An 18,432-nucleotide genomic window follows, 5' to 3' on the forward strand; every position below is an offset into this window, starting at 1 on the left:
ACCGCCATGTCGCACATCACCAGTCGCAGAGGACTGCTCTTCGGGACCGCGGCCGTCTCCGCGGGAGCCCTGCTCACGGCTTGCACCAGCAACGAGACGAAGGACGACAAGCCCGCGGCGAACGAGCAGCCGGCCGCCGACGACAAGCCCGGCAAGCACGTCACGATCGGCTTCGCCGGACCCCAGGCCGACCACGGCTGGCTCAACGCCATCAACGACAACGCCGAGAGCCGGGCGAAGAAGTACTCCGACGTCACCCTGGAGATCACCGAGGGCTCCAACGACACGGCCCAGCAGATCGGCCAGATCGAGACCCTGATCAACAAGAAGGTCGACGTCCTGGTCGTGCTGCCCGCCGACGGCAAGGCGCTCACCCAGGTCGGCCTGAAGGCGATGCGCGCCGGCATCCCGGTCGTCAACCTCGACCGCATCTTCAACTCCGCCCAGGCGTACCGCTGCTGGATCGGCGGCGACAACTACGGCATGGGCCTCAACGCCGGGCACTACATCGGCGAGAAACTCAAGGACAAGCCGAACGCCCGGGTCATCGAACTGGCCGGCCTGGACAACCTGGAGCTGACCAAGCAGCGCACCCAGGGATTCGACGACGCCCTGAAGAACTATCCGAACATCAGGAAGGTCGCCCGCCAGGCCGCCGACTTCACCGTCGAGTCCGGCCAGGCGAAGATGGCCCAGCTCCTCCAGGCCCAGTCGAAGTTCGACGCCCTGTGGAACCACGACGACGACCAGGGCGTGGGCGCGCTCCGCGCCATCCAGCAGGCCGGGCGGGACGACTTCCTGATGGTCGGCGGCGCCGGCGCGCTCTCCGCCTTCCAGGCCATCAAGCAGGACGACGGCGTGCTGAAGGCGACCGTCCTGTACCCGCCGACCATGGCCGCCTCCGCCATCGACCTCGCCCGCGCCCTCGGCCAGGGCAAGGGCGTCGGCGGCCTCGCCGAGTTCGAGATCCCCGCGTCGATCACGCTCTACTCGGCCGTCGTCGACAAGACCAACGTCGACCGGTACATGCCCACCGGCTTCCGGTGAGCCACTCCCGCCCGCACCCCCCACCGCGCGATGACCACCACCCCCCACCGCGCCACGACCAAGAGGAGGACGAGCGCATGGAACAGCCGCAGCAGTCAGCCGATCCGGAGGCGGCATCGGAGACCGGGAAACCACCGCTGCGCGTCGGCATGGTCGGCTACGCCTTCATGGGCGCCGCCCACTCCCAGGGCTGGCGCACCGCGGGACACGTCTTCGACCTGCCCCGCCGGCCGGTCCTGGCCGTGCTCTGCGGCCGCGACGGCACCGCCGCGCGGGCGGCGGCCGACCGGCACGGCTGGGCGGCCGTGGAGACCGACTGGCGTGCGCTGATCGCCCGGGACGACGTCGACCTCGTGGACATCTGCACCCCCGGTGACAGCCACGCCGAGATCGCCGTCGCCGCGCTGGCCGCCGGCAAGCACGTCCTGTGCGAGAAGCCCCTGGCGAACACCGTCGCCGAGGCCGAGACCATGACCCGGGCGGCCGAAGAGGCCCACGGCCGCGGCCTGCTGGCCATGGTCGGCTTCAACTACCGCCGGGTGCCCGCCACCGTGCTCGCCCGCCGGATGGTCGCCGACGGCAGGCTCGGCACCCTGCGCCACGTCCGGGTGACGTACCTCCAGGACTGGCTCGTGGACCCCCGGTTCCCGCTGACCTGGCGGCTGCGCAAGGAGCACGCGGGCTCCGGCTCGCTCGGCGACCTCGGCGCCCACATCGTCGACCTCGCCCAGTACCTGGCGGGCGAGCGGCTCGCCGGCGTGTCCGCCCTGACGGAGACCTTCGTCCGGGAACGCCCGCTGCCCACGGGGGCGAGCAGCGGCCTGACGGCGGTGTCGGCCGCCGGCACCGGCACGGTCACCGTCGACGACGCCGCCCTGTTCACCGGCCGCTTCACCTCCGGCGCCCTCGCCTCCTTCGAGGCCACCCGGTACGCCACCGGCCGCAAGAACGCCCTGCGCATCGAACTCAACGGCGAGCGCGGCTCGCTCGCCTTCGACCTGGAACGGCTCAACGAGCTGTGGTTCCACGACGCCACCGGGCCCGGCGCCGAGGCCGGCTTCCGCCGGATCCTCGTCACCGAACCCGACCACCCCTACCTGGACGCCTGGTGGCCGCCGGGCCACGGCCTCGGCTACGAGCACACCTTCGTCCACCAGGCCCGCGACCTCGTCCACGCCATCGCCGAGGGCCGCCGCCCCGACCCCTCCTTCGCCGACGGACTCCAGGTCCAGCGCGTCCTCGCGGCGGTGGAGGACAGCGCCGAGAAGAACTCCGTCTACACACCCGTCGCGGACTGAGGAGGCCCGTTTCCATGCCGCGCCCGTTCACGCTCTTCACCGGCCAGTGGGCCGACCTGCCCCTGGAGGAGGTCTGCCGCCTCGCCCGCGACTTCGGCTACGACGGCCTCGAACTCGCCTGCTGGGGAGACCACTTCGAGGTCGACAAGGCCCTCGCCGACCCCGGCTACGTGAAGTCCCGTCACCAGCTTCTCGACAGGTACGGCCTGAAGTGCTGGGCCGTCTCCAACCACCTCGTCGGCCAGGCCGTGTGCGACGCCATCATCGACGAACGCCACCAGGCCATCCTCCCGGGCGAGATCTGGGCCGACGGCGACCCGGAAGGCGTGCGGCAGCGCGCCGCCGACCGGATCAAGGACACCGCCCGTGCGGCGGCCGCCTTCGGCGTCGACACCGTCATCGGCTTCACCGGCTCCGCGATCTGGCACCTGGTCGCGATGTTCCCGCCCGCCCCCGAGTCGATGATCGAGCGCGGCTACGAGGACTTCGCCACCCGCTGGAACCCCGTACTCGACGTCTTCGACGCCGAGGGCGTGCGGTTCGCGCACGAGGTCCACCCCAGCGAGATCGCCTACGACTACTGGACGACCCACCGCGCCCTCGACGCCGTCGACCACCGCCCGGCCTTCGGCCTGAACTTCGACCCCTCCCACTTCGTGTGGCAGGACCTCGACCCGGTCGGCTTCCTGTGGGACTTCCGCGACCGGATCTACCACGTGGACTGCAAGGAGGCCCGTAAGCGCCTCGACGGCCGCAACGGCCGGCTCGGCTCCCACCTGCCCTGGGGCGACCCCCGCCGCGGCTGGGACTTCGTCTCCGCCGGACACGGCGACGTGCCCTGGGAGGACGTCTTCCGCATGCTGCGCTCCATCGACTACCGGGGCCCCGTCTCCGTCGAATGGGAGGACGCCGGCATGGACCGGCTGCAGGGCGCCCCCGAGGCCCTCGCCCGCCTGAAGGCCTACGACTTCGAGCCGCCGTCGGCCTCGTTCGACGCGGCCTTCTCCTCCTGACCGACCCGGTCAGCTCCCCACCGCTCCGGGATGACGGCGCATCCCGGCGTACCCACCCGCCCCGTACAACCAGCCCCACTCTGGAGGCCTTTCGTGCACGGGAACGACCGCACCACCCGGACCGGAACCCCAAGACCACGCCTGCGCAGGGCGATCGCCCTGCTCGGCGGTGTCCTGCTCGCGGGCGCCACCCTCACCCTCACCACCCCCCAGGCCGGCGCAGCCGTCGCCGACCAGGACACCACCGCGGCGGCGGAGGACTTCCAGCAGGTCACCCTCGCCAAGGGCGCGGCGGAGGTCGGCGAGCCCATGTCGCTCGCCGTCCTCCCGGACCGCTCGGTCCTGCACACCTCCCGCGACGGCGTACTGCGCCTCACGGACGCCGCCGGCAACACCCGCGTCGCGGGCAAACTGGCCGTCTACTCCCACGACGAGGAAGGCCTGCAAGGCGTCGGCGTCGACCCGGACTTCACCCACAACCGGTTCGTCTACCTCTACTACGCCCCGCCGCTGAACACCCCCGCGGGCGACGCCCCGGAGACCGGCACCGCCGCCGACTTGGCCCCCTTCGACGGCGTCAACCGGCTCTCCCGCTTCGTGCTGAACACCGACGGCACGCTGGACGCGGCCAGCGAGAAGAAGATCCTCGACGTGCCCACCACCCGCGGCCTGTGCTGCCACGTCGGCGGCGACATCGACTTCGACGCGGCCGGCAACCTGTACCTGTCGACCGGCGACGACTCCAACCCCTTCCAGTCCGACGGCTACACCCCGATCGACGAGCGCGCGGACCGCAACCCCGGCTTCGACGCCCAGCGCACCGCCGGCAACACCGACGACCTGCGCGGCAAGATCCTGCGCATCAAGGTCGAGGCCGACGGCTCCTACTCGATCCCGGACGGCAACCTGTTCGCGCCCGGCACGGACAGGACGCGCCCCGAGATCTACGCCATGGGCTTCCGCAACCCGTTCCGGTTCAGTGTCGACAAGGAGACCGGCATCCTCTACGTCGGCGACTACGGCCCCGACGCCGGCGCCGCCGACCCCGGCCGTGGCCCGGCCGGCCAGGTCGAGTTCGCCCGCGTCACCAAGCCAGGCAACTTCGGCTGGCCGTACTGCACCGGCGCCAACGACGTCTACGTCGACTACGACTTCGCGACGAAGACCTCCGGCGCCCCCTTCGACTGCTCCGCGCCGAAGAACGACTCCCCGCACAACACCGGCCTGACCGACCTGCCCCCGGCCCAGCCCGCCTGGATCCCGTACGACGGCCCGTCCGTACCGGAGTTCGGCGACGGTTCCGAGTCCCCGATGGGCGGCCCGGTCTACCACTACGACCCCGCGCTCGACTCGCCCGTGAAGTTCCCCGAGGCCTACGACGGCGACTTCTTCGCCGGCGAGTTCGGCCGACGCTGGATCAAGCGCGTCACCAGCGACGCCGACGGCACGGTGCAGGCGATCGACGACGTCCCCTGGAGCGGCACCCAGGTGATGGACATGGCCTTCGGACCCGACGGCGCCCTCTACGTGCTGGACTACGGCACCTCCTGGTTCGGCGGCGACGACAACTCCGGGCTGTACCGGATCGAGAACGCCACCGACGGCCACTCACCGGTGGCCCAGGCCGCGGCCGACCACACCTCCGGGCAGGCGCCGCTGAAGGTGACGTTCTCCTCGGCCGGCACCGGCGACCAGGACGGCGACGCGCTCACCTACAGCTGGGACTTCGGTGACGGCGCCACCTCGACGGCGGCCGGTCCCACGCACAAGTACAAGAAGAACGGCACCTACACCGCCACCCTGACCGCCAAGGACACCACCGGCCGCACCGGCAGCGCGAGCGTCCAGGTCGTCGTCGGCAACACCGCGCCCACGGTGACACTGCAACTCCCCCAGGACGGCAAGCTCTTCAGCTTCGGTGACGCCATCCCGTTCCAGGTGAAGGTCACCGACCCCGAGGACGGCAGGACGATCGACTGCTCCAAGGTCACCGTCACCTTCATCCTCGGCCACGACACCCACGGCCACCCGCTGACCTCCGCCCAGGGCTGCTCCGGCACCCTCCGGACCAGCGCCGACGGCGGACACGACGAGAACGCCAACATCTTCGGCGTCCTCGACGCCCAGTACACCGACGGCGGAGGCGGCGGCCAGGCCCCGCTCACCACGCACGACCGCAACGTCCTCCAGCCCCGCCACCGCCAGGCCGAGCACTTCGACACCGGCTCCGGCGTCACGGTGACCGCCCGGGACAGCGCCCACGGCGCCAAGGTCGTCGGCGACATCGGCAACGGCGACTGGATCGCCTTCACCCCGTACGCCCTGTCCGACGCCAAGAAGATCACCGCGCGCATCGCCTCCGGCGGTGCCGGCGGCACCCTCGAGGTCCGCGCCGGGTCGGCGACCGGCACCCTGCTCGGGAAGGCCACCGTGCCCGTGACCGGCGGCTGGGACACCTACCAGGACGTCTTTGCCGGCCTGTCCCGCGCACCGCGCGGCACCACCACCCTCTACCTGGTCTTCAAGGGCGGCAGCGGAGCCCTGTTCGACGTGGACGACTTCACCGTCACGACCGGCTGAGGCGCCCCGCCCGCGCCGTCCGGACCAAGGAGCCGCCCGTCAAGGGCTCCTGAACGGCGGCGGGCGGGAGACGCCGGACTCCCGCCCGCCGCTCACCGACCCTCCCTCTCCGCCCTCGTGGCACACCGGAGTGCCGGCACAGCGAAGGAGGCTGCCCATGTCCGCACCCCACTCCCGACCCCCGCGTGTCGGCGTCTGGCTGATCGGAGCCCGAGGCTCCGTCGCCACCACCGTCGTGGCCGGGTGCGCCGCCGTCACCGCGGGTCTGCGCCCGCCGGCAGGCCTGGTCACCGAGACCCCCGCCTTCGCCGCCGGCGGCCTGCCCGCACTGTCCTCCCTCGTCTTCGGCGGCCACGACACCACCGACTGCCCCCTGCCCAAACGCGCCGAACAACTGGCCGAAGGGGGAGTCCTCCCGCCCGGCCTCCCGGCCGCGGTCACCGCCGAACTCACCGCCGCCGACCGGGAGATCGCCCCCGGCGGCCCGCTCCCCGGAGACACCCGGGACGAGGAGGCGCTGATCTCCGTGTTCGCCGCCGACATCGGAGACTTCGTACGCCGCCACGGGCTGACCCGCGCGGTGGTGGTGAACGTGGCCTCCACCGAACCGGTCGCCACCGGCCCCGGCCTCCCGCCCAGCTCCCTCTACGCGGCCGCCGCCCTGCGCGCCGGCTGCCCGTACGTCGACTTCACCCCGTCCACCGGTCTGCACCATCCCGCCCTGGCCCCGCTCGCCGCGTCGAGCGGACTGCCGTCCGCCGGCCGCGACGGCAAGACCGGCCAGACCCTCCTGCGCTCGGTCCTCGGACCCATGTTCGCCCAGCGGGCGCTGCCGGTCCGCGCCTGGTCCGGGACCAACCTCCTCGGCGGCGGGGACGGCGCCGCCCTCGCCGACCCCGCCGCCGCAGCGGCGAAGAACGCGGGCAAGGAACGCGTCCTCGCCGACACCCTCGGCAGCGTCCCCGAGGGCGAGGTCCACATCGACGACGTACCGGCGCTCGGCGACTGGAAGACCGCCTGGGACCACATCGCCTTCGACGGCTTCCTCGGCACCCGCATGGTCCTCCAGACCATCTGGCAGGGCTGCGACTCGGCGCTCGCCGCCCCCCTGGTGCTCGACCTGGCCCGCCTGGTCGCCCGCGCCCACGAGACGGGCCGCACCGGCGCACTCGCCGAACTCGCCTTCTTCTTCAAGGACCCGGTCGGGGACGCACCGGCGGGTCTCGCGGATCAGTTCGCCCAACTGAAGCGCTTCGCACGCGAGCTGGGGGAGACGAGGTGAGCCGGACGCGCGCCTGGGCCGAACTCCTGCGCCTGCCCGCCCTGTTCACCGTGCCCGGGGACGCCCTCGCCGGAGCGGCGGCCGTCTCCGCCCGCCCGGGCCGGCGCACGGCGCTCGCGGTCGGCTCCTCCCTGTGCCTGTACGAGGCCGGGATGGCGCTCAACGACTGGGCGGACCGCGCCGAGGACGCCGTGGAACGCCCGCACCGGCCCCTGCCGTCCGGCAGGATCCGCCCCGCCGCCGCCCTGACCGCGGCCTGCGCCCTCACCGCCGCCGGCCTCGCGCTGGCGGCTCGCGCGGGCCGCCCGGCGCTGACGGTCGCCGTCCCGCTCGCGGCCACCGTGTGGTCGTACGACCTGCTCCTCAAGCGCACCCCGGCGGGACCCTTCGCGATGGCCGCCGCCCGCGGCCTCGACCTCCTCCTCGGCGCCGCCGCCACCGCCGGACGGCTCCGCCCCGCCCTGCCCTCGGCGGCCCTGCTCGGCACCCACACCCTCGCGGTCACGGCCGTCTCCCGGCAGGAGACCCGCCACGGCTCCCCGCTGCCCCCGCTGGCGGCACTGGCCACGACGGCCGCCCTGACCCGGATCGTCCCCGACCGCCCGCTCACCACCGCCCTCGCCCTCACCTACGCCACGACCACGGCCCGCCCCTATCTGCACGCCTCCCTCAACCCCTCACCCCCGCTCACCCGACGCGCCGTCGGCGCCGGCATCCGCGCCACCGTGCCCCTGCAGGCCGCGCTCGCCGCACGCGCCGGAGCCACCGCCGGCGCCCTGGCCACGGCGGCCCTCGGGCCGCTCGCGGCGAGGCTCGCCAGGAAGGTGAGCGTCACATGACCGCCCTGCGTTTCGGCTACGGCACCAACGGCCTCGCCGACCTCCGGCTCGACGACGCCCTCGCCCTGCTCGCCGACCTCGGCTACGACGGCGTCGGCCTCACCCTCGACCACATGCACCTCGACCCGCTCGCCCCCGGCCTCGCCGACCGTACCCGTCGGATCGCCGCACGCCTCGCCGAACTCGGGCTCGACGTCACCGTGGAGACCGGGGCCCGGTACGTCCTCGACCCGCGCCGCAAGCACGGGCCCTCGCTGCTCGACCCGGACCCCGAGGCCCGCGCCCGCCGTGCGGACCTGCTCCTGCGCGCGGTCCGGGTGGCGGCCGACCTCGGTGCGCGGGGCGTGCACTGCTTCAGCGGAACCGTTCCGCCGGCCCTCACCGACCCGGCCACGGCCTGGCAGCGGCTCGCCGCCTCCCTCACCCCGGTGCTGGAGGCCGCGGACATGGCCGGCATCCCCCTGGCCGTCGAACCCGAACCCGGACACCTCCTCGCCACCCTCGCCGACTTCCACCGTCTGCGGCGCCTTCTCGGCGACCCGCCCGCCCTCGGCCTCACCCTCGACATCGGCCACTGCCAGTGCCTGGAGCCCCTGCCGCCCGACGACTGCGTGCGAGCCGCCGCGCCCTGGCTGCGGCACGTGCAGATCGAGGACATGCGACGCGGTGTCCACGACCATCTCCCGTTCGGCGAGGGCGAGATCGACTTCCCGCCCGTCCTCGCGGCCCTCGCCGCCACCGGCTACCAGGGCCTCACCGTCGTGGAACTGCCCCGCCACTCCCACGCGGGCCCGCACCACGCCGCCACCTCTCTGCCGTTCCTCCGCCGCGCCGCGGACGGCACACGGGCCGCCGCGCCCGAAGGGAGCACCCCGTGACCCGTTCGACCGCCGCAACGGCGCTCTCCCTCGGCGCCCTGCGCGAGGACCTCGACACGCACCTCGAGCCGGCTGCCCGGGACTGGTTCCAGCGAGCCCTGGGCGAGGCCGCCGACCATCCCGGCGGCCACGGGCCGATCTCCGTGTGGGAACTGCGCCTCGCCGAGGCCGGACGCCGGTGCGGCAGCCGGTACGCCGACGCCGCCCGCGTCCTGATCCTGCACGCGGCCCGCGCCGACACCGCCGCCCTCACCCGCGTCTACCGGCAGGGCACCGCCGCCGAACGCCGGGCCGTGCTCCTCGCCCTGCCCCATCTCGTACCCGGCGCCGACGCGGTCCCGCTGGTCGAGGACGCCCTGCGCACCAACGACACCCGGCTGCTCGCCGCCGCCGTCGGCCCGTACGCGGCACGCCACCTGGACGCCCACGGCTGGCGGCACGCCGTCCTGAAGTGCCTGTTCACGGGCGTCCCCGTCGACGCGGTGGCCGGTCTTGCCGAGCGCGCCCGCGCCGACGCCGAACTCGCCCGGATGCTCGCCGACTTCGCGGCCGAGCGCACCGCCGCCGGCCGCCCCGTCCCCAGCGGCCTGTACCGCGTGCTGGCCCTGGCCACCGCGGAGTCCCGCAAGGAGTCCTGATGCGCCCGTTCGACCCGCACATCCACATGACGTCCCGGACCACCGACGACTACGAGGCCATGCGGGCCGCCGGGATCCGCGCGGTGGTGGAGCCGTCGTTCTGGCTCGGCCAGCCCCGCACCTCGCCCGCCTCCTTCCTCGACTACTTCGACTCCCTGCTCGGCTGGGAGCCGTTCCGCGCCGCCCGGTACGGCATCGCCCACCACTGCACCCTCGCCCTCAACCCGAAGGAGGCGGGCGACCCCCGCTGCGTCCCCGTCCTCGACGAGCTGCCCCGCTATCTCGTCAAGGACCAGGTCGTGGCCGTGGGGGAGATCGGCTACGACTCGATGACGCCGGCCGAGGACGACGCCCTCACGGCCCAGCTCCAGCTGGCCGCCGACCACGGCCTGCCCGCGCTCGTGCACACCCCGCACCGCGACAAGCTCGCGGGCCTGCGCCGCACCCTCGACGCCGTCCGCGAGTCGGCCCTGCCCGCGGACCGCGTCCTTCTCGACCACCTCAACGAGACCACCGTCAAGGAGGCCAAGGACAGCGGAGGCTGGCTCGGCTTCTCCGTCTACCCCGACACCAAGATGGACGAGCGGCGGATGGTGGAGATCCTGCGCGCCTACGGGCCCGAGAAGGTGCTCGTCAACTCCGCCGCCGACTGGGGCCGCAGCGACCCGCTGAAGACGCGCGGCGTGGCCGACCTGATGCTGGCCGAGGGCTTCGGCGAGGACGACGTCGACCTCGTGCTGTGGCGCAATCCCGTCGCCTTCTACGGACTCAGCGGCCGCCTCGACCTGGAGGTGGCCCCGCCGGACGCCACCCACGAGGGCAACTCCCTGGCCCGCGGAGGGGAGTGAGGATGCGCTTCCGCCACCCCGACGGCACGACCGTCCACCTCGCCTACTGCACCAACGTCCACCCCGCCGAGACCCTCGACGGTGTCCTCGCCCAGCTGCGCGACCACTGCGAGCCCGTCCGGCGCCGGCTCGGCCGCGACCGCCTCGGCATCGGCCTGTGGCTCGCCCACCACGCCGCCCGCGCCGTGGACACCGACCCCGCCGCACTGCGCACCCTGCGCCGCGAACTCGACCGGCGCGGCCTGGAGGTCGTCACCCTCAACGGCTTCCCGTACGAAGGGTTCGGCTCCGACGAGGTCAAGTACCGCGTGTACGAGCCCGACTGGGCCGACCCCGCGCGCCTGGAGTACACCACCGCCCTGGCCCGGATCCTCGCCGCGCTGCTGCCCGACGACGTCACCGAGGGCAGTGTGTCGACCCTGCCGCTCGGCTGGCGCACCACCTGGACCGCCGACCGCGCCCGCACGGGCCAGGAAGCCCTGCGCACTCTCGGCGCACGCCTGGACGCGCTGGCCGAGCTGACCGGCCGCTCCGTCCGCGTCGGCCTGGAACCCGAGCCCGGCTGCATCGTGGAGACCACCCAGGACGCCCTGGTCCCGCTCACCCGCGTCGGTCACGACCGCATCGGCGTCTGCGTCGACACCTGCCACCTCGCCACGTCCTTCGAGGACCCGAGGGCCGCGCTGGACGGGCTCGCAGCCGCCCGGATCCCCGTCGTGAAGGCCCAGCTGTCCGCCGCCCTGCACGCCGAGGACCCCGCCCGGCCCGAGGTCCGCGAGGCCCTCGCCGCGTTCGCCGAACCCCGCTTCCTGCACCAGACCCGCACGCCCGCACCCGCCGGGCTGCGCGGCACCGACGACCTCGCCGAGGCCCTGACCGGCGACGCGCTGCCGACGACGGCACCGTGGCGAGCCCACTTCCACGTCCCGCTGCACGCGGACCCCGCAGCACCGCTGACCGCCACGCTCCCCGTCCTGCGAGCCGCCCTCGCCCGGCTGGCCGGCGGCCCCCGCCCGCTCACCCGCCATCTGGAGGTCGAGACCTACACCTGGCAGGCGCTCCCGCCCGGCCTGCGCCCCCGCGGCCGGGACCGGCTCGCCGACGGCATCGCCGCCGAACTCTTCCTGGCCCGCGACCTGTTGACCGACCTCGGCCTCAAGGAGCTGCCATGACCGGGCCCACCCCGCTCCTCGTCCTCGACGTGGTCGGCCTCACCCCCCGCCTCCTCACCCACATGCCGCACCTCCAGGCCCTCGCCGCCGCCGGCTCCCTGGCCCACCTCGGCACCGTGCTGCCCGCCGTCACCTGCGCCGCCCAGTCCACGTTCCTGACCGGCACGATGCCCGCCGAGCACGGCATCGTCGGCAACGGCTGGTACTTCCGCGAGCTGGGCGAGGTCCTGCTGTGGCGCCAGCACAACGGACTCGTGGAGGGCGACAAGGTCTGGGACGCCGCCCGCCGCCTGCACCCCGGCTACACGGTCGCCAACATCTGCTGGTGGTACGCCATGGGCGCCGGCACCGACATCACCGTCACCCCACGCCCCGTCTACTACGCCGACGGCCGCAAGGAACCCGACTGCTACACCCGGCCGCCCGCCCTGCACGACGAACTCACCGAGAAGCTCGGGACGTTCCCCCTGTTCCACTTCTGGGGACCGGGCGCGGACCTGGTCTCCAGCCAGTGGATCACCGACGCCACCCGTCACGTCCTGCGCACCCGGCAACCGGACCTGGCCCTCTGCTACCTGCCCCACCTCGACTACGACCTGCAGCGCCACGGCCCCGACGACCCCCGCTCGCTGCGAGCCGCCGCCGATCTCGATGTGCCGGGCCGGCCTGCTGGAGGTCCACACTCAGGACGGCATGGAGTACCTCGACCCGATGGCGTCCCGCGCCTTCGCCGTGGCCGACCACCAGATCGCCCACGTCTACGTCCGCCGCCCCGAGGATCTCGCCGCCACCCGGGCCGCCCTCGACGGCCTGCCCGGCATCGGGCAACTCCTCGACGACGAGGGCAAGAAGGCCCACCACCTGGACCATCCGCGCTCCGGGGAACTCGTCGCCGTCGCCGAGCCGGACGCCTGGTTCACGTACTACTACTGGCTCGACGACGCCCGCGCCCCCGACTTCGCGCGGCTCGTGGAGATCCACCGCAAGCCCGGCTACGACCCGGTCGAGCTGTTCATGGACCCCCTCGACCCCTATGTCAAGGTCAAGGCGGCCGCCGCGCTCGCCCGCAAGAAACTCGGCCTGCGCTACCGCATGGCGGTCGTACCCCTCGACCCCGCACCGATCCGGGGCAGCCATGGCCGCCTCCCGGCGAGCGACGACGACGGTCCGCTCCTCCTGTGCTCCACCCCCCGCGCCGTCGGCGACCGCATCGCGGCCACCGACGTGAAACCGCTCCTGCTGCACCTCGCCGGTCTCGGCACCGACGACCCGTCCAGAGAGAGGCACCCGTGAACCCCACCCAGCACACCGACGAAGACCTGCGCCGCGGCCTCGGCATCGGCCGCCGCCGCTTCCTGAGCACCTGCACCGCCGTCGCGGCCGGCGCCATCGCCGCCCCCGCCTTCGGCGCGAGCCCCGTCCAGGCCGCACCGCAGGAGGGCGGCGGCAACGGACACGCCCTCGTCCCCGCGGACAAGCGGGGCATCATCCTCTACACCGTCCGTGACGCCATCGGCCGCGACCCGCTGTCCACCTCCCTGCCGTCCGGGTTCCGCGCCGTCTTCGAACAGCTCGCCCGCTTCGGTTACCGGCAGGTCGAGTTCGCCGGCTACGGCCAGCACCCTGGCGCCCCCGGCGGGGCGAACCTGGAATCCGCCGAGGGCGCCAAGCTGCTGCGCCGCTGGCTGGACGACACCGGCCTGCGCGCCCAGGGCAACCACGGCTTCATCCCCGGCTCCTGGCCGCTGACCACCGCCGACCTGGACACCTTCAAGAAGCACCTGGAGATCGCCAACATCCTCGGCATGGCGCACATGGGCACCGGCGCCGACCCCACCAGCAGCTCCTACAAGGCCGACTGGGACGTGGCCGCCGACAAGTGGCACGCCCTCGGGGACATCGCCCGCCGCGCCGGCCTCAAGCTGTACACCCACAACCACGACGCGGCCTACGGCTTCCTCCTCGACGGTGGCCCCCTGGACGCCCAGGGCCGCCCGACCCGCAGCTCCGGCATCCGCAAGCTGGAGTACTTCCTGTCCATCACCGACCCGAAGCTGGTCTGGCTGGAGATGGACGTCTTCTGGGCGCACGTGGCCCAGTACAAGTTCCGCACCTACACCGCCCACGACGGCTCCACGCAGACCGACGTCTTCGACCCGGCACGCCTGGTGACCTGCCACGACAAGCGGTATCCGCTCTTCCACGCCAAGGACGGCGTCGTCAACACGACCAACGGGATGGGCTACGACATGGTCCCGTTCGGCACCGGCGTCATCGACTACCGGCGGTTCTTCTCCCGCGTCGGCCACCGCAACCAGCACCACCCGATGGTCGAGCAGGACAACGCCCCGAGCGCCACCGCCCCCGCCCAGTCGCTGGAACACGCGGCCATCGGCTACCGCAACCTGGCGGCCCTGCGCCGCTGACACCGGCACCCCGCACCTGGCACCGGGCACCGGGCACCGGGCACCGGGTACCGGGCACGAGGGCCTCCCCGACGGACCCCGGGGGGCCCTCGCCCGCTGTCCCCGCGCCAGGTCCGCCGGGGCCGGCACCCCTGCGCTCACACCCGCCCGCCGGACCCTGTGCGGTGTGCTTAACCCCTGATGATCAGGTGCGGAGACACCCGCGTAATGAGCGGTTCGTACCGTCACGGAAGGTGACATCAGGTCGAGCACAGGAAAAGCAAGGGAGGCGCCCGTGGCCGCGCCCGGCTCGCGACGTGAGGGCACGACGAGGGTGCGGACGGTCTGCTCGTACTGCGGAGTGGGCTGCGGCATGGTCCTCGACGTCGGCACGGGACCCGACGGACGGCGTACCGTCCTGAAGGCGACCGGGGACAAGGAGCACCCGGCGAACTTCGGCCGGCTGTGCACCAAGGGCGCGACCACCGCGGACATGCTCGCCGCCCCCGGCCGGCTGACCACCGCGCTCGTCCGGCCGGACCGCGGCGAGGAGCCGCAGCCCGCGCCCCTGGCGGCCGCCGTCGCCGAGACGGCCCGTCGGCTGCGCCGCATCGTCGACGAGCACGGCCCCGACGCGGTCGCCCTGTATGTCTCCGGGCAGATGAGCCTGGAGGCGCAGTACCTGGCGAACAAGCTGGCCAAGGGCTTCATCCGGACCAACCGGATCGAGTCGAACTCCCGGCTGTGCATGGCGAGCGCCGGTACCGGCTACAAGCTGTCGCTCGGCGCGGACGGACCGCCCGGCTCGTACCAGGACTTCGACAGGGCCGACGTCTTCTTCGTCATCGGTTCGAACATGGCCGACTGCCACCCCATCCTCTTCCTGCGGATGATGGAGCGGGTGAAGTCGGCGGGCGCCAGGCTGATCGTCGTCGACCCGCGGCGCACCGCCACCGCGGCCAAGGCCGACCTGTTCCTGCAGATCAGGCCGGGTACCGACCTCGCGCTGCTCAACGGGCTGCTGCACCTGCTGCACGCGAACGGTCACATCGACACCGGGTTCGTCGCGGCACACACCGAGGGCTGGGAGGCGATGCCCGCCCTCCTCGCCGACTACCCGCCCGCCACCGTCGCGGAGATCACCGGCATCCCGGAGGACGACCTCCGCGAGGCGGCGCGGCTGATCGGCGAGGCGGGGGAGTGGACGAGCTGCTGGACGATGGGCCTGAACCAGTCCACGCACGGCACCTGGAACACCAACGCCCTGGTCAACCTGCACCTCGCCACCGGCGCGATCTGCCGCCCCGGCAGCGGGCCCTTCTCCCTCACCGGACAGCCCAACGCCATGGGCGGCCGCGAGATGGGCTACATGGGGCCGGGGCTGCCCGGACAGCGGTCCGTGCTCGCCGCCGCCGACCGGGCCTTCGTCGAGGAGCTGTGGGAGCTGGAACCGGGCGCCCTGCGCGCCGACGGTGTCGGCAAGGGCACGGTCGAGATGTTCCAGAGGATGGCCGACGGCGACATCAAGGCCTGCTGGATCATCTGCACCAACCCCGTCGCCTCGGTCGCCCACCGCAAGACGGTCATCGAGGGCCTGGAGGCCGCCGAGTTCGTCGTCACCCAGGACGTGTTCGCCGAGACGGAGACGAACGCGTACGCCGACGTCGTCCTGCCCGGCGCCCTGTGGACGGAGACCGAGGGCGTCCTGATCAACAGTGAGCGCAACCTCACCCTCGCCCAGCCGGCCGCCGACCCGCCCGGCGAGGCGACGGCGGACTGGCGGATCATCGCCGCGGTGGCCCGTGCGATGGGGTACGACCACGGCTTCACGTACGACAGCGCCGAGGAGGTCTTCGATGAGATCAAGCGCGCCTGGAACCCGGCGACCGGCTGGGACCTGCGCGGTGTGAGCTACGAGCGGCTGCGCACCACCCCGGTGCAGTGGCCGGCGGCGAGCGCGCAGGGACCCGACCGCAATCCGGTCCGGTACGTCGGCGAGGACGGCACGCTCTCCTTCCCGACCGCGAGCGGCCGTGCGGTCTTCTACCCCCGGCCCCACATCCCGGCGGCGGAGCTGCCCGACGACGACTACCCGTACGTGCTCAACACCGGCCGCCTCCAGCACCAGTGGCACACCCTGACCAAGACGGGCAAGGTGGCCAAGCTGAACAAGCTCGACCCGGGTCCCTTCGTGGAGGTGCACCCGCAGGACGCGGCCGCCCTGGGCCTCGCCGAGGGGGATTCGGTGGAGGTCGCCTCGCGGCGCGGGCGTGCCGTGCTGCCCGCGGTCGTCACCGACCGGGTGCGGCCGGGCTGCTGTTTCGCGCCGTTCCACTGGAACGACCTGTTCGGGGAGTACCTGAGCGTCAACGCGGTGACCAGTGACGCCGTCGACCCGCTGTCGTTCCAGCCCGAGTTCAAGGTCTGCGCGGTGTCGCTGACCAAGGTGGCCACCCCGGTGACGCTGCGCACTGCGGCCCCGGCCGCCGCACAGGCTCTGGCGCCCACCGCGGCCCCTCCGGCGCCCGCCGCCTCCGCCGCTGCCGCCCCGTTCGGTCTGGAACCCGCGCCGCCGCCGGTCCTGGCCGCACACGAGCGCCGGTATCTGACCGGCTTCCTGGCCGGCATCCCGTCGGGCGCCACGGGCGTGCCGGTGCTCCCGCCGGACGCCCCGTTCAGCCCGGAGCACGCCCAGTGGGTCAACGGCGTGCTGGCCGGGATGTACTCCAGGGCCGAGGCGATGCCTTCCCCGGCGTACGGCGTCGGCGGCTCGCCGGGTCCGGCCGCCCCGCCCGTGGCCTCTGCGCGCCGCCAGATCCTGATCCTGTGGGCTTCGCAGACCGGGAACGCCGAGGAGTTCGCGACCACCACCGCGGAGCGGCTCACCGCGGACGGACATCCCGCCTCCCTCCTGCCCATGGCGGAGGCGGACCCCGCCGCGCTGCCGTCCGAGGCCGACCTGCTGCTGATCACCAGCACCTTCGGTGACGGCGACGCCCCGGACAACGGCGCCGGGTTCTGGGACGCCCTGGCCGCGTCCGACGCCCCGCGCCTGGAGGGCAGGCGCTACGCCGTCCTCGCCTTCGGTGACTCCTCCTACGACGACTTCTGCGGCCACGGCCGCCGTCTCGACCGGCGGATGGCGGAGCTGGACGCGGTACGGCTGGCGCCGCGCACCGACTGCGAACCGGAGTACGAACCCGAGGCGGAAGCCTGGCTCGACCAGGTGCTCACCGCCCTGCGCAACCCCGAGCGGCCGGCATCCGCCCCCGCCCCCGCGGCCCCGGCGGCCCCCCGGCCGAGCCGTCCCGCCTCTCTCACCGCCCGCCTCACCGGCAACCGCCTGCTGAGCCTGCCCGGTGCGGGCAAGGAGGTCCGGCGCTTCACCTTCGACACCCGGGACAGTGCCACCCCGCTCGTCTACGAGGCCGGGGACGCCCTGGCCGTCCACCCGGTCAACCAGCCGGACCTCGTGACGGAGTGGCTGGCCGTCACCGGTCTGGACGCGGACGCGACCGTGCGGGTCAAGAGCGCCGGAGAGGTGCCCTTCGCCGAGGCGCTGCTGCGCCATCTGGACATCAGCCGCGTCACCGGCGACCTGCTGCGCTTCGCCGCCGACCGGACCCGCGACCCCCGCGAGCTGCGGAAGCTGCTGCGGCCGGACAACAAGGGCGAGCTGGCGCAGTGGTCCTGGGGACGCCAGGCCGTCGACGTGGTCACCGAGTTCGGCGTCCGGGCGGGGGCGCAGGAGTGGGCCGACGTACTGGGCCGCCTCCAGCCCCGCCTGTACTCCATATGTTCCAGCCCTCTGACGGACCCCGCTCTGGTGTCGCTGACGGTCTCCGTCGTCCGCTACGAGAACCTGTACGGCCGCCCCCGCCAGGGCGTGTGCTCCCCCTTCCTCGCCGACGCCGAGCCCGGTACCCCGGTGCCCGTCCGTGTCCAGCGGGCGCCGCACTTCCGTCCGCCCGCCGACCCCGCCACGCCGGCGGTGATGGTGGGCCCCGGCACCGGCATAGCGCCCTTCATCGGCTTCCTGGAGGAACGCCGGGCCCGCGGCCACCGCGCCCCGAACTGGCTGTTCTTCGGCGAACAGCACCGGGCGACCGACTTCTACTACGAGGAGGAGCTGACCGCCTTCCTCGCCGAGGGCACGCTCACCCGCCTGGACACCGCCTTCTCCCGCGACCAGCGCGCCAAGCTCTACGTGCAGGACCGGATGCGCGAACACGGCCCGCTGCTGTGGTCCTGGCTCAGGGACGGCGCCCACTTCTACGTCTGCGGCGACGCCTCCCGCATGGCCAAGGACGTCGACCAGGCCCTGCGGGAGATCGCCACCGTGCACGGCGGCATGGCGGAGGCCGAGGCGGCGGCGTACGTGAAACAGCTCGCCGCCGACAAGCGCTACGTGCGGGACGTGTACTGACGACGG

The 18,432-nt window shown here is 73.4% G+C and carries 12 protein-coding genes and 1 pseudogene; all 13 read left to right on the plus strand.

The window, feature by feature from the left end; genetic code table 11:
• Positions 1-6 precede the first annotated feature (6 nt).
• On the plus strand, positions 7-1,047 hold the full coding sequence (locus ACZ5CW_RS27475) for a substrate-binding domain-containing protein (protein ID WP_468605874.1): 1,041 nt from the start codon (positions 7-9) through the stop codon (positions 1,045-1,047).
• Positions 1,048-1,124: 77 nt separating this feature from the next.
• On the plus strand, positions 1,125-2,345 hold the full coding sequence (locus ACZ5CW_RS27480) for a Gfo/Idh/MocA family protein (RefSeq protein ID WP_468605876.1): 1,221 nt from the start codon (positions 1,125-1,127) through the stop codon (positions 2,343-2,345).
• A gap of 14 nt (positions 2,346-2,359) precedes the next feature.
• Entirely contained in the window at positions 2,360-3,358 is a 999-nt protein-coding gene (locus tag ACZ5CW_RS27485; RefSeq protein WP_468605878.1) for a sugar phosphate isomerase/epimerase family protein, read from the plus strand.
• Between the two features lie 93 nt (positions 3,359-3,451).
• Complete coding sequence (locus ACZ5CW_RS27490) at positions 3,452-5,938, plus strand: PQQ-dependent sugar dehydrogenase (protein WP_468605880.1); 2,487 nt, start codon at positions 3,452-3,454, stop codon at positions 5,936-5,938.
• A gap of 157 nt (positions 5,939-6,095) precedes the next feature.
• Positions 6,096-7,220, plus strand: a complete 1,125-nt coding sequence (locus ACZ5CW_RS27495) for an inositol-3-phosphate synthase (RefSeq protein ID WP_468605882.1) — start codon at positions 6,096-6,098, stop codon at positions 7,218-7,220.
• Entirely contained in the window at positions 7,217-8,059 is an 843-nt protein-coding gene (locus ACZ5CW_RS27500) for an SCO3242 family prenyltransferase (RefSeq protein WP_468605884.1), read from the plus strand. Before ACZ5CW_RS27495 ends, ACZ5CW_RS27500 begins: the two co-directional genes overlap by 4 nt.
• Positions 8,056-8,937 (plus strand): sugar phosphate isomerase/epimerase family protein, encoded by an 882-nt coding sequence (locus tag ACZ5CW_RS27505; protein ID WP_468605886.1) that lies wholly within the window; start codon positions 8,056-8,058, stop codon positions 8,935-8,937. Before ACZ5CW_RS27500 ends, ACZ5CW_RS27505 begins: the two co-directional genes overlap by 4 nt.
• Entirely contained in the window at positions 8,934-9,575 is a 642-nt protein-coding gene (locus tag ACZ5CW_RS27510) for an EboA domain-containing protein (protein ID WP_468605888.1), read from the plus strand. Before ACZ5CW_RS27505 ends, ACZ5CW_RS27510 begins: the two co-directional genes overlap by 4 nt.
• Positions 9,575-10,423 carry a TatD family hydrolase gene (locus ACZ5CW_RS27515; protein WP_468605890.1) on the plus strand — a complete coding sequence of 283 codons (849 nt, stop codon included), beginning with the start codon at positions 9,575-9,577 and terminating at the stop codon, positions 10,421-10,423. The genes ACZ5CW_RS27510 and ACZ5CW_RS27515 overlap by 1 nt, the downstream gene beginning before the upstream one ends.
• A gap of 2 nt (positions 10,424-10,425) precedes the next feature.
• Entirely contained in the window at positions 10,426-11,595 is a 1,170-nt protein-coding gene (eboE, locus tag ACZ5CW_RS27520; protein ID WP_468605892.1) for a metabolite traffic protein EboE, read from the plus strand.
• Positions 11,592-12,888, plus strand: a pseudogene (locus ACZ5CW_RS27525) (alkaline phosphatase family protein). Before eboE ends, ACZ5CW_RS27525 begins: the two are co-directional and overlap by 4 nt.
• Positions 12,885-14,021: a sugar phosphate isomerase/epimerase family protein gene (locus tag ACZ5CW_RS27530; protein ID WP_468605894.1), complete on the plus strand. Its 1,137-nt coding sequence runs from the start codon at positions 12,885-12,887 to the stop codon at positions 14,019-14,021. Before ACZ5CW_RS27525 ends, ACZ5CW_RS27530 begins: the two are co-directional and overlap by 4 nt.
• 352 nt (positions 14,022-14,373) lie before the next feature.
• A complete protein-coding gene (locus tag ACZ5CW_RS27535) occupies positions 14,374-18,426 on the plus strand; it encodes a molybdopterin-dependent oxidoreductase (RefSeq protein WP_468605964.1) in 4,053 nt (1,350 codons plus the stop codon).
• Positions 18,427-18,432: the final 6 nt, after the last annotated feature.

Source organism: Streptomyces sp. NPDC031379 (genome assembly GCF_055569615.1).